The following is a 12,153-nucleotide window of genomic DNA, read 5'->3' on the forward strand; positions in this document are numbered from 1 at the left end:
GGAGTTAGCGCCATGAACATGCAGACGGCTTTGTTGCAACGCGACGTCACACCGGAAGGCAGTGACTATGAGGTCGTGCGCCGCGTGATCGAGAAGATCAGCCTCGACTATCGGGACCAACCTTCGCTGGAAGAAATCGCACAGGAGGTGGGTGATACGCCGAACGGTCTGCAGAAACTGTTTACGCGCTGGGCGGGGCTATCACCCAAGGCGTTTCTGCAGGCGGTGACGCTGGATCATGCGCGTCGTTTGCTCGATTCAGGCATGCCGCTGCTCGACGCGGCACTGGAGCTCGGCATGTCCGGGCCAGGGCGGCTGCACGACCTGTTTGTCACACACGAGGCGATCTCACCCGGTGAATACAAGGCGCGGGGTGCTGGCCTCACCATGCGCTACGGTTTTCATCTCTCGCCCTTCGGTCAGGCGCTTGTCATGGTGACGGAGCGCGGTCTGGCAGGACTTGCCTTCTGCGATCCGGGCGATGAGCGCGCGGCATTCGAAGATATGGCGTCGCGCTGGCCGAACGCCGATTACGAGGAAGACATGGCTGCCACTGCACCCTATGCGGCGCGGGTATTCGATCCCTCGCGCTGGCGCGCGGAAGAACCGCTGCGCGTTGTGTTGATCGGGACGGATTTCCAGGTGCGGGTGTGGGATGCGCTTTTGAAAATCCCGATGGGCCGGGCCTGCGCCTATTCCGATATCGCCGAGCGGATCGGCAAGCCCACCGCCTCGCGCGCCGTGGGTGCGGCGGTGGGTGCGAACCCGGTTTCCTTCGTGGTGCCGTGCCATCGCGCGGTGGGCAAATCCGGTGCTCTGACGGGCTATCACTGGGGTTTGACGCGCAAACGCGCGATCCTTGGCTGGGAAGCGGGGCAGCTTTGCCAGGCCGATTGATCGAGCCTTGGATGTTGGAGTTCGAATGGATTTCACCATGCTGCAAAATGGTCTAGGTTCCCCGCAAATCTGCGTGGGAGTGTGCCTTGATCGTCATTATCGGTTCCATCAATCTCGACCTGATTGCAACCGTTCATCGCCTTCCCAAGCCGGGCGAAACGGTGCCAGGTGACACGTTCGTCACCGCACCGGGTGGCAAGGGGGCAAATCAGGCGCTGGCTGCAAGGCGCGCCGGTGCCAAGACCCGCATGGTCGGTGCAGTCGGAGACGATCCCTTTGCCAGCGAGGCACTGGGCCTTCTGAAAGCTGCGGGCGTCGATCTTTCCGCAGTGCATCAAGCGAAAAGTGCGACGGGCACGGCGCATATCCTTGTTGACCGCGAGGGTGAAAACACCATTGCGGTTGTTCCGGGTGCCAATGCCGACGTTTTGCCGGGGCACGTCTCACAGGCAGCGCTTGCCGCCGGCAATCACGTGCTGCTCCAGCTTGAGGTTCCTATCGAAACGGTGGCTGCGGCACTCAAAGCTGCGCGCAAGGCCGAAGCAATCTCCATACTCAACACGGCACCCTATCGACCGGAGGCGACAGAGCTGCTTGAGGGTGCAGATTATGTGGTCGCCAACGAAACGGAATTTGATCTTTATGCAGAGGCACTCGCCCTCCAGGGTGAAAACCGTCGTGCGCGCATGGAAGCATTCGTCGCCAAGACCGGTCGAACCGTCATTGTGACGTTGGGGGGTGAAGGAGCTTGGGCTGCAACACCGGATGGTTTTGTTGCCTGTCCCTCCATGAAGATCACACCCATAGATACGGTCGGTGCGGGCGACACGTTTTGCGGGTATCTGGCCGCAGGCCTTTCCGAGGGGTTGGATCTCGAGCTGGCGCTGCGGCAGGCGACCGTGGCCGGAGCGCTGGCCTGTCTTAAGCCGGGTGCACAGCCGGCCATTCCGTTGCGGAAGGATGTCGACAACGCACTATCGTGAGTGGGAATTGGTCGGCGGCGCGGCTTATAACCGCGCCAGCCGCTCCGTCAGCAGCGTAAAGAAGCCGTCGGCATCCACGTCTCGCATGACAAGGGCGTTCTTCGGCCGATCGGTCACCTGCCACCAGTCGACCACAGTCATGCCCATGGTGAGTTCGGAGCCGGTCTCTACGGTTACGTTGCAGATGCGTCCTTTGAAGAGTTCAGGCTTGAGAAGGTAGGCAATGACGCAGGGGTCATGCAATGGTCCCCCATCGGTACCGTATTTTTCTTCATCGAACCGCTCAAAGAACTCCAGCAATTCCGCGCAGGCCTCACCGACCCTGGTGCCGAGGTGACGAATGGCATCAATGCGCGCACGTGTGGTGAGGGCCTTGTGCGTGACGTCCAACGGCATCATGACAACCGGTACACCCGAACGCAGCACCACATCAGCCGCATGCGGATCGACATAGATGTTGAATTCGGCCGTGGGCGTGACATTGCCACCCTCGAAGAAACCGCCACCCATCAGGACGATTTCGCGGATACGAGAGGCGATCCGGGGCTCTCGGTTGAGCGCGAGTGCGATGTTGGTGAGGGGACCGAGGGGGCACAGGGTGATTTCGCCCTCCTCATGGGCCATCAGGGACTCAATGATGAAATCGACGGCGTGTTTTTCCTGCAACGGCATCTGAGGCTCCGGCAGGTCAGGCCCGTCGAGCCCGGTCCGGCCGTGCACATGCTCTGCCGTCACCAGTTCGCGAACCATGGGGCGAATTGCGCCTGCGAAAACGCGCGTTTCGGGTTTGCCGGCCAGTTCGCAAATTTTGCGTGCATTCTTCTCCGTCAGGGTCAGCGGAACATTTCCGGCCACGGCCGTGATACCAAGCACATCCAGTTCCGGACTGCCCAGTGCCAGCAATATGGCCAGCGCGTCGTCCTGGCCCGGATCCGTGTCGATAATGATCTTGCGCGCTGACGTCATACAGAAGCTCCAAAATGCTTGAAACGCGTGTTTTGAGCGACCATATCAGTTGGGAAGAGAAAAATGCCAACCGGGTTTTTCTCTATCCACGTCGCTCTTTGAGGACTGTTTGAAATGACGCGTATGACTCCTTTTTCGAATCCGCTTCTGCTTGGGTTCGACAGTATGGAAAAAACGCTCGAGCGCATTGCGAAATCGGGCGATGGCTACCCGCCTTACAATATCGAGCGCATCCGCGCAGAAAACGAGCAGGGCGTTAAGCTTCGTATCACGCTGGCTGTCGCTGGTTTCAGCGCAGACGATCTGGATGTTACGACGGAAGAGAACCAGCTTATTATCCGTGGCCGCCAGGCGGACGAAGGCGAGCGCGAATATCTTCACCGTGGTATCGCAGCGCGCCAGTTCCAGCGCATGTTTGTGCTTGCGGAAGGGATGCGGGTTCTAAACGCCGAACTGAAAAACGGCCTTCTGTCCATCGATCTCGACCGCCCCGAACCTGAGCGTCTTGTACAAAAAATAAACATTTCCGTGAAAGACTGACATACTGGTCTTATTCGGGAGGAACCCGGGGCGGGCTGACCCGTTCCGGAACCTTGGGCTCTTCAGCGGGTTGGTTTCCCAGGGAAACGCCTGCGTTAAGGAGGCTTGCATGACCGAACATGAGCATAAATTGGCGATTACTCAGCAGCAGCTTGCACACATCGGCGAAGGCGCAGTGGCCTATATGCGCGAGATGAACGCCGAGGATTTGCAGGGCAAGTTCCCTGGTATGCCCGATCTGAAGCCGGGCACGCGGTTATGGGCGCTTTTCGGTGCCGATGGGCAGCCGATTCTGTTGGCGGATGCCCGTGATGCAGCACTTGCAGGTGCAATGCAGAATGATCTGGAGACTGTCAGCGTCCATTGAGCATTGAGGCGTAGCTTGAACACGGCAGGGGCGTGTGCCGGAGGCCGCGCCCCTCTTCGCCTCTGTAAAGCCGCTCTCCGGGCTTGACAGCGGGGCCGATCTCCCGGGGAATGGCTGGCGCGCTTTTGGCGCATCAGAATGGGAGGGGTGGCCATGCCGGTCGGCAAAAACAGATTTCCACTTCTTGATGTTTGGGGTGGACCGAAAGAAAGGGGCCGTCAAATAGGCGCCGCCTTCGGCGAGCGCATTGCCCAGACACTCTCCATCTACAAGGCATATTTTGCGCGGCCCGACGAGGCTATCCTCCCTGTGGCCGCTCATTTTCGTGGTGTTATCGACAGTTTCAACCCGCAGTATTCAGCCGAAATCGAAGGGATTGCGGAGGGGGCAGAGGTGGATCCATTGTGGATCTACGCTCTAAATGCGCGCAGTGAGCTTCTTGCAGCGCTTTCAGCCTCGGAATGCACCGTCGTTCACTATTCCGGCACACCTTTTGTCGGGCAAAACTGGGACTGGTCCGACAAGCTTGAGGATCTGGTCGTCTTGATCCGCTCGGAGGACGAACGGGGGCGTCGTTTTCTCACGATGACCGAGCCGGGCATTCTGGCAAAGGTGGGATTGAATGATGCAGGCTTCTGCGTCTGCCTCAATTTCCTCCCCACTCCAAAACAAACCAACGGGCTACCCTCGCACGTACTCTTGCGCGCGCTCCTGGATGCGGGATCCTGGGCAGAGGTGGAAGAAACGATTGAGCGTGCCGGCACCGGCCGGTCGCTGAACCTGCTGGTCGCCAGTGCGGACGGGCGCAGTATCAACATCGAATATGAGGGTGATGCCGCGCGGCGCATGGAGGCGGGTGGCTCTGCCACGACCCACACCAACCACTACCTGACCTGCGATGCCCCTGTGGATGCCGAATTGCTGGAAAATTCGACAGCTCGGCTCGACCGCATCCGCGCCCTGACGGCGTCTGGCCCGCCGAGGGACCTTGCTCGGCTCAAATCGGTTCTTTCCGATCAAGAGCACCCGGAGCACGCAATCCTTGCACCCTACAAAGACAGCGACGGGTTTCTCGGTCGAAAGGGCACTGTGTGCACCATCGCGATGGATCTGTCACAAAGGCTGATGCATATCCGACGCGGCAATGATCCCGACAATCCGTTTCACCAGTTTCCGGTGATGGAAAAAGAAACGGCCCTTTCCATGTGAAAAGGCCGTTTTCCGGCTGAACCGGTAATTCTGTCGTCAGAAATGATTGGTCAGGCCGCGTTGGAAGCAGGCGCCTGCGCCAGGAAGCTGTGAATGGCGGCAGCATCTTTTGTGCCGCGGATCTTCGCGGTGTTGTCTGCGTCACGCAGCACACGCGCAATACGAGACAGTGCTTTGAGGTGATCCGCACCGGCTCCTTCGGGCGCAAGAAGCAGGAAAACGAGATCGACGGGCTGGTCGTCGATGGCCTCGAAATCGACCGGGGTCTCCAGGCGCGCAAACACGCCTGTGATGCGCTCAATGCCGGGAAGTTTGCCGTGCGGGATCGCAACACCGTTGCCGACGCCCGTTGAACCCAGGCGTTCTCTCTGCAGAATGGTGTCGAAAATTTCGCGCTCCGGCAGCCCGGTCACGCCGGCAGCTTTCTCAGCCAGCAACTGCAGGAGCTGCTTCTTCGAATTGGCCTTCAGGGCGGGGATCACGGCCTTCTGGTCGATCAGATCGCTCAGATCCATGTCTATGCATCCTCTGCTTCGTCTGTTCGCCTGTCATGTTGCTGCATGACAGGCGCTGAGGCTGGCACGGAACCTATGCGCTTGCCACTGCCGATGGATCGATCCAGCCGATGTTTCCATCAGCACGGCGGTAGACAATGTTCACTTCGTTGTTTCCGGCATTGCGGAACACGAAGACGGGATTGTCCTTGGTGTCGAGCTCGATGACGGCTGAGGCGACAGACATGGTCTGCAGCGCCATCTTCGATTCGGCGACCACGGTGGGCGCGTAATCTTCCGGGACCTCTTCTTCATCTTCGGCCACCGGCGCCATGACGCGATACGCAATGTCCATCGGATCGACATTCTGGCCGTTGTTGTGGGACTTCAGCCGGCGCTTGTAGCGGCGCAAACGCTTTTCGATGCGCTCGGCGGCAGCATCGAAAGCGGATTGCGGCTCCTGCGCCTGGCCAGTGCCCTGCAACACCATGCCCGTGTCGAGATGGATCATACAATCGGCGGCAAAACGAGAACCCGACTTTTCAACCGTCACGCGACCGGCAAAACCACCATCGAAATACTTATCGACGGCTTCGCCGATCCGCTCCTCGATACGCGAGCGAAACGCCTCGCCGATGTCCATATGCTTTCCGGAAATACGTAAGCTCATCTGAAAACAGACCTTTCCTGATCAGACACCGAACGAATCGAGTTTATACGTGTGGCTTGCATGTACAAGGTGCCGCGGCGGATTGTGATGTAAGTCGGCCGCGTATCCCTTCTTCGGTTGCTGGCACTGCGGACAAAAGTCGAAGGCTCTCAAGGCCTGGTAGTCCATGCGGGCGGGCTTCTAGTGGCTTCCGCCGCCCTTGTCAATTCAACCGCAGGCGCAATCAGCCGCGCGGGCCTGCTGCCGCCAGCATCTTCTTCTCGCGGCGACGCTGCACCGACGACGGAATATTGAGCGCTTCCCGGTACTTGGCGACAGTGCGGCGGGCGATGTCGATACCCTCTTTGCGCAACATGTCCACCAGCGTGTCGTCGGAAAGCACCGCTGACGGCGCTTCGGCTTCAATCAGCGAGCGGATGCGATCACGAACCGATTCCGACGAGTGCGCGTCGCCGCCGGACGCAGAGCCAAGCGCCGATGTGAAGAAATACCGCAGCTCGAATGTGCCGCGCGGCGTCATCATGTATTTGTTTACGGTCACGCGACTTATCGTCGATTCATGCATTCCGATCGCTTCTGCCACGGTGCGCAGATTGAGTGGTCGCAGATGACTGACACCGTGGACCAGAAACGCGTCTTGTTGGCGCACGATCTCGGAAGCGACTTTCACGATGGTCTTTGCCCGCTGGTCGAGGCTGCGGGCGAGCCAGTTGGCGCTTTGCAGGCATTCGCTCAGGAACTGGCGTTCGCCTTCGCGGGCGTGACGGGAAACCTTCGCGTAGTATGGCTCGTTGACGAGAACCCGTGGCAGGGTTTCAGGATTGAGCTCTACCGCCCAGCTTCCATCGCTTGCCGCCCTGACGACGATGTCAGGCACGACCGGGTCTGCGGTGCCGCCCGAGAACGCCATGCCGGGCTTGGGGTCGAGCGCGCGAATTTCCGACAACATGTCTGCGAGGTCTTCCGCATCGACGCCGCACAGGCGGCCAAGCGTACGGAAGTCGCGTTTTGCCAGAAGTTCGAGATTTTCTACCATCGCCTTCATGGCGGGATCGTATCGATCCTGTGCGATCAACTGCAGTGCAAGGCACTCGGCCAGATCACGGGCGAAAAGACCCGGCGGATCGAATGTCTGGCAGATTGACAGCGTTGCCTGAACGGTTTCGGGTGATGCGCCCACACGTTCAGTGAGCTCTTCAATGTCGAGGCTCAAATATCCCGCCTCGTCCAGGCCATCGGCGAGTTCATGGGCGATGAGCATCTGCGCCGGATCGGTAAAGGCCAGCGCGATCTGGCCATTCACATGGTCGCGCAGGGTGGGGGCGGCGGCCGTTGTGCTTTCCAGGTCAAAGGCGGTGCCACTGCTGGTTTGGAGCCCGTTGCCACTCGCCGATTTCCATTGTGCTGAGAGGTCGGAGCCGATGCGCTCCTTTGTGCCCGGATCGTCCGGAAACAGGTTCTCCAGTGAAGAATCCAGTTTTTCTGAAATGAATTCGGCTGTGCTTTCGCGCAGTTCTGGCGCACTTGGTCCGGGTTCAGTCCGTTCTTCCGAATTGGTTTCGCCGCGCTCCAGCAACGGATTGCGCTCGATCTCGGAATCGAGGAAGCGCTCAAGCTCCAGATGCGTCATCTGCAGCAGCTTGATCGACTGCAGCAATTGCGGCGTCATGACGAGCGATTGCGTCTGACGCAGATGGAGTTTTGGCGCAAGCACCATTAAAACCAGCCCCGATTGAGCCCGACAGGGAGTGCCGAAACGAAGCCGGATTCAATTGGCCCGACTTTTGCTTGTCAAGTTGAAAGGCAGGGATGGTTAAAGTGTGAAGCCTTCACCAAGGTAAAGGCGGCGCACATCGGCATTGCCAACGATATCGTTGGGACGTCCGTGGGTGAGCACCTGGCCGGCATGAATGATGTAGGCCCGGTCGATCAGCCCCAATGTTTCGCGCACATTGTGATCGGTGATCAACACACCGATGCCGCGGGCGGTGAGATGGCGCACAAGCTGCTGGATGTCAGTCACTGCAATCGGGTCGATGCCGGCGAACGGCTCGTCGAGCAGCATGAAGTTGGGGCGGCTGGCCAGCGCGCGGGCGATCTCCAGCCTTCGCCGCTCGCCGCCGGAAAGCGCCACCGATGGCGATTTGCGAAGATGGCCGATGTTGAACTCGTCAAGAAGTGCGTCGAGGTTCTTGTCGCGTTCCTTGCGGCTGGGCTCGACCACTTCGAGGATGGCCCGGATATTCTGTTCCACCGTCAGGCCGCGGAAGATCGAGGCTTCCTGAGGCAGATAGCCGATCCCCAGTCGCGCGCGGCGATACATGGGCATGCCGGTCACATCGTGCCCGTCGATATGGATCGTGCCCTGATCCACGGGAACAAGGCCGGTGACCATGTAGAAGCAGGTGGTTTTGCCGGCACCGTTGGGGCCGAGCAGGCCCACGGCCTCGCCCGCGCGCACACCGATGGAAACCCCGCTGACGACCTGGCGGCCCTTGTAGGCTTTGGTGAGGCCGCGCGCGATAAGCGTGCCCTTGTAATTGGGCAACTTGCTGGTGGCGGGATTTTCCGCCGCGGGCTGTTTTGCCGCCCGCTTCTTACGCAACTTGGAAATCAATGTGGGTTACTGCCTGTTTTGTGAGCCGGGGGTGAGCAGCATCTTCACACGGCCGCCCGAACCACCGCCCTTGCAGCCATCGAGCTTTGCCTGCCCGCTCTTCATCTGCACTGTGAGGCGGCAACCGACAATCACGTTCTCGCCTTCCGAAAGCACCACCTCCTTGCCCGAAAGCACAAGCACTTCGCTTGCCATGTCGAAGGTGGCGCTATCGCCGGTGGCGACCTGATTCTCCGACTTCACGTAGACATTGCCGTCCACCTCGAGCCGGTCGATATTCGCGCTTCCGGTAGCCGCAGAGCCCCCGTCTTTCAGGTAATAGACCTTCATGCGCCCGGCCTTGAGGAGGGTTGGCCCCTGCACGACAGAGACATTTCCTGAAAACACTGCCACGTTTTCGCTCTCGCGCACTTCAAGGCGCTCGCTCTCAATCTGGATGGGCTTGTCACCGGAAAGCTGGAGACCCGTCAGGCGGCTCTGGGAATCCTGAGCAATTGCGGCAGACGATACTCCCGTCAGGAGAAGCGCGCCCGAGGCGAGCCTTGAAAAGCTTCCGATGCGCATTGTGTTCCTCTCCGTTGATTGGTCATCGCGCCGGTGACCGTGATTCAATTTCCCGATGCTGACGCCGTTTCGCGAAGCCGCGACGGGTCGATTGTAACGCGAACGCGTTTATCGAATACAAACACTTTGCCACCGTCTTCCGCTGCGAAGGAATCGGCTGCAATCTTCGTTCCTTCAAGCTCGATTTCCACGGGCTTTGAGGAGGCAAGGCTGCTGTTTTCGATGTCGATTTCCGCAGAATCCAAGGTGGCGACAATACCTGAAGTGGTGCGTAGCGAAATCTTGCTGGTAATGTCCAGACGATTGTTGCCGCGATCATAGATGCCGTCACTCGCCTGAATGGTGGCGAAATTATCGGCGTCCACCGGCACATGAGCGCGAATACCCTCCAGTTCGATCACGTCCTCGCCGCCCAGCTTCTGGCGGGCGCGCTCGGCTGTCATCTTGTAGGGGCGGTCGTCACTGGTAAAACCGTTCAATTCGGGGCTGGACATGACCAGTGATCCGCCCTCGATGGATGCGCTTGCCAGATCTATCGCACCGCGTGTGCCCGAGAAGATGTAGGAATATCCGGCAAACACAACGGTGATCACAAGAGCCGCCGCGGGAAGAACGCGTTTGAGAAGTCGCACACGCTGCGAATGCCGGGATGCCTGCTCGAAGGCTTCCACACCGCGTTCGCTGCTACGGATTACCTGCCCCCGCCCGCTCTTCGCCGCCGTGGCGCTGCTGTTGACTGATTCAATCATTCTATTTTTCCGTGTGCGCTGCAGCGGACCAATGAACCGATCAGGGCTGAACCCTCCGGATGCTTACCGATCACGATCCGACGAGGAGCGCACGATCCATGAGGCGATACAACCCAACACGGCTTCCGACCGAAACAGCGCAGCCACAAAACCCCGAGTTCCAAACTCGCCCCTTCTTACTCCATTCAATCCCAATATGGCTATTTTTGGATTAACGACAATGATTTAGGCGCAATTTTTGCGGCTTTCTCGCCCATGGCGTGTACTCGACGCAAAATCTTGTACAAAGGCGGTGGTCCCGGATTGGCCTTTGCACTAAAAGGCGCTTGGTCTGGACCGAAACCAGGTGAAAGCGAGGATGTCATGTCCACTCGAGCGGATGAACTGATCGACCGGCGGCGATTGCGGCGCAAGCTGACATTCTGGCGGATCGTGGCCTTTGCCGTCATTGTGCTGGCGATTGCGTTCGCCACACGTCAGATCATGGGAAGCGCAGCGGATGTTTCCGCAAACCACATTGCGCAGGTCAAGATTTCCGGAACGATCTTCGAAGACGACGAATTGCTGGAGCGGCTCCAGCGCATCCGCGAGGCCCCATCGGTAAAAGGCGTGATCCTGACGATCGACTCGCCCGGCGGCACCACAGCCGGGGGCGAGGCGATCTACGAAGAGGTCCGACGCCTCGCCAGCGAGAAGCCGGTGACAGCGCAGGTGGGCACACTGGCAGCGTCGGCCGGTTACATGATCGCAAGCGCGACCGATCATATCGTTGCGCGCCAGTCCTCAATCGTTGGGTCCATTGGCGTTCTCTTCCAATACCCGGATGTCAGCGGGCTGATGGACAAGCTGGGTGTAAAGCTCGAAGAGATCAAGTCATCGCCTCTGAAGGCAGAACCGTCGCCTTTCAAGCCGACGAGCGATGAGGCACGAGCGATGATCCGCGCCATGATTCTCGACAGCTACGATTGGCTCGTGGATTTGGTCACCGAGCGCCGTCCCTTGTCGCGGGACGAAGTCTTGAAACTTGCCGACGGTTCGGTATTTACCGGGCGTCAGGCGCTTGAGAACAAACTGGTCGATGGGCTTGGCGGCGAACGTGAAGCAAAAGAGTGGCTCGTTTCAAAGGGTCTCAGCGACGATCTCGACATTGTCGAATGGAAGAAACGCGAAACGGCCGGCAGTCTCCTTCTGCCTCAGATCGCTTCCCGCTTCCTCGGAGTACCCGAAGGCGGTGCCGACATCCTGCGCGAGCTCGGTGCCGACCGCATCTTCCTTGACGGTCTCCTATCGGTCTGGCAACCTGAAATGAAAAGGTTGACTGACTAAAAAAGCAAGCAAAATCATCTTTGTGTCACAGACACACGGTGCCAAACAGGGCAACTCAGCGGCGGAAAAGAATCCATGATCAAATCAGAGCTCGTGCAGACGATTGCCAATCGCAACCCGCATCTCTATCTGCGTGACGTGGAAAACATCGTCAACGCGATCTTCGAGGAGATTTCTGACGCGCTCGCGGAAGGAAACCGCGTCGAATTGAGAGGTTTCGGAGCATTTTCCGTGAAGAACCGCCCGGCCCGCACTGGTCGCAACCCGCGCACCGGCGAGTCCGTCGAAGTCGAGGAAAAATGGGTCCCGTTCTTCAAGACCGGCAAGGAACTGCGTGAGCGACTGAACGCGGAGAAAGACTGATCGGTCTTTCTCGAAGCCTCCAGAATTTAACAGTGGGTTGAAATGGCCAACCGCATCATTCTCGTACTCGTTCTCGTGCCGTTGGCAGTGATCATCATTGCGCTGGCAGTTGCCAACCGCGCCCTCGTGCCTTTCACCATCGACCCGTTCAATCCCGGCAATCCCGTGCTGACTGTCCATTGGCCGCTCTTCACCTACCTCTTTGGCTCTGCGGCGCTGGGCATGGTGATTGGCAGTCTTGCCACCTGGGTCCGTCAGGGGCGCTACCGCCGCGATGCACGTGAACGCAGAAAAGAAGTCGACAAGCTGCGCAAGGCTCCGCCTGTGGTCGCGAGCAATGCACCGCAGATCAAGCATTCCGCTTCGTGAGCGCTGTACGACAGAGCTGAAGCTGGTTGAGGCTTTGTT

Annotated in this window: 15 protein-coding genes; 8 read left to right on the top strand and 7 right to left on the bottom strand. The window is 59.1% G+C overall.

Features of this window, described 5'->3' with window-relative positions:
- The first annotated feature begins 12 nt into the window (after window positions 1-12).
- Together AC2CHD_RS08810 and AC2CHD_RS08815 are read left to right on the top strand one after the other, a co-directional pair.
- A complete protein-coding gene (locus AC2CHD_RS08810; protein ID WP_229450322.1) occupies window positions 13-897 on the top strand; it encodes a methylated-DNA--[protein]-cysteine S-methyltransferase in 885 nt (294 codons plus the stop codon).
- A gap of 86 nt (window positions 898-983) precedes the next feature.
- A complete protein-coding gene (locus AC2CHD_RS08815) occupies window positions 984-1,880 on the top strand; it encodes a ribokinase (protein WP_229450323.1) in 897 nt (298 codons plus the stop codon).
- Between the two features lie 24 nt (window positions 1,881-1,904).
- On the opposite strand, the gene AC2CHD_RS08820 is transcribed toward AC2CHD_RS08815, so the two are convergent.
- On the bottom strand, window positions 1,905-2,846 hold the full coding sequence (locus AC2CHD_RS08820) for a nucleoside hydrolase (RefSeq protein ID WP_484553389.1): 942 nt from the start codon (window positions 2,844-2,846) through the stop codon (window positions 1,905-1,907).
- Between the two features lie 114 nt (window positions 2,847-2,960).
- Between AC2CHD_RS08820 and AC2CHD_RS08825 the strand changes: the two genes are divergently transcribed.
- The 3 genes from AC2CHD_RS08825 (at window position 2,961) to AC2CHD_RS08835 (ending at window position 4,962) form a co-directional block, all read left to right on the top strand.
- Window positions 2,961-3,386, top strand: a complete 426-nt coding sequence (locus AC2CHD_RS08825; RefSeq protein ID WP_229450325.1) for an Hsp20 family protein — start codon at window positions 2,961-2,963, stop codon at window positions 3,384-3,386.
- 109 nt (window positions 3,387-3,495) lie between these two features.
- Entirely contained in the window at window positions 3,496-3,753 is a 258-nt protein-coding gene (locus AC2CHD_RS08830) for a BQ00720 family protein (protein WP_229450326.1), read from the top strand.
- A gap of 153 nt (window positions 3,754-3,906) precedes the next feature.
- The gene (locus AC2CHD_RS08835; protein ID WP_484553390.1) at window positions 3,907-4,962 is read left to right on the top strand and encodes a C45 family autoproteolytic acyltransferase/hydrolase; all 1,056 of its coding nucleotides are present in this window, start codon (window positions 3,907-3,909) and stop codon (window positions 4,960-4,962) included.
- A gap of 50 nt (window positions 4,963-5,012) precedes the next feature.
- Here AC2CHD_RS08835 and ptsN read toward each other — a convergent pair whose 3' ends face one another.
- From ptsN to lptC, 6 genes are all read right to left on the bottom strand, one after another.
- Window positions 5,013-5,477, bottom strand: coding sequence for a PTS IIA-like nitrogen regulatory protein PtsN (gene ptsN / locus AC2CHD_RS08840; RefSeq protein WP_484553391.1), 465 nt, complete (start codon window positions 5,475-5,477; stop codon window positions 5,013-5,015).
- A gap of 73 nt (window positions 5,478-5,550) precedes the next feature.
- On the bottom strand, window positions 5,551-6,126 hold the full coding sequence (gene hpf / locus AC2CHD_RS08845; protein ID WP_007008119.1) for a ribosome hibernation-promoting factor, HPF/YfiA family: 576 nt from the start codon (window positions 6,124-6,126) through the stop codon (window positions 5,551-5,553).
- Between the two features lie 223 nt (window positions 6,127-6,349).
- Window positions 6,350-7,843, bottom strand: a complete 1,494-nt coding sequence (gene rpoN / locus AC2CHD_RS08850) for an RNA polymerase factor sigma-54 (RefSeq protein WP_484553392.1) — start codon at window positions 7,841-7,843, stop codon at window positions 6,350-6,352.
- Window positions 7,844-7,939: 96 nt separating this feature from the next.
- Complete coding sequence (lptB, locus tag AC2CHD_RS08855) at window positions 7,940-8,674, bottom strand: LPS export ABC transporter ATP-binding protein (protein ID WP_484553393.1); 735 nt, start codon at window positions 8,672-8,674, stop codon at window positions 7,940-7,942.
- A gap of 75 nt (window positions 8,675-8,749) precedes the next feature.
- Window positions 8,750-9,307 (bottom strand): LptA/OstA family protein, encoded by a 558-nt coding sequence (locus AC2CHD_RS08860; RefSeq protein ID WP_459439533.1) that lies wholly within the window; start codon window positions 9,305-9,307, stop codon window positions 8,750-8,752.
- Between the two features lie 44 nt (window positions 9,308-9,351).
- Window positions 9,352-10,056 carry an LPS export ABC transporter periplasmic protein LptC gene (gene lptC, locus AC2CHD_RS08865; protein WP_484553394.1) on the bottom strand — a complete coding sequence of 235 codons (705 nt, stop codon included), beginning with the start codon at window positions 10,054-10,056 and terminating at the stop codon, window positions 9,352-9,354.
- A 363-nt stretch (window positions 10,057-10,419) separates the two neighbouring features.
- Here lptC and sppA point away from each other — a divergent pair, with 363 nt between their 5' ends.
- The 3 genes from sppA (at window position 10,420) to AC2CHD_RS08880 (ending at window position 12,114) form a co-directional block, all read left to right on the top strand.
- Window positions 10,420-11,382 carry a signal peptide peptidase SppA gene (gene sppA, locus AC2CHD_RS08870; RefSeq protein ID WP_484553395.1) on the top strand — a complete coding sequence of 321 codons (963 nt, stop codon included), beginning with the start codon at window positions 10,420-10,422 and terminating at the stop codon, window positions 11,380-11,382.
- 75 nt (window positions 11,383-11,457) lie between these two features.
- A complete protein-coding gene (locus AC2CHD_RS08875; RefSeq protein ID WP_229450334.1) occupies window positions 11,458-11,745 on the top strand; it encodes an integration host factor subunit beta in 288 nt (95 codons plus the stop codon).
- A gap of 42 nt (window positions 11,746-11,787) precedes the next feature.
- Complete coding sequence (locus tag AC2CHD_RS08880; RefSeq protein WP_484553396.1) at window positions 11,788-12,114, top strand: LapA family protein; 327 nt, start codon at window positions 11,788-11,790, stop codon at window positions 12,112-12,114.
- The last annotated feature ends 39 nt before the right edge of the window (window positions 12,115-12,153 follow it).

The organism is Nitratireductor sp. ATLC21 (assembly GCF_057196525.1).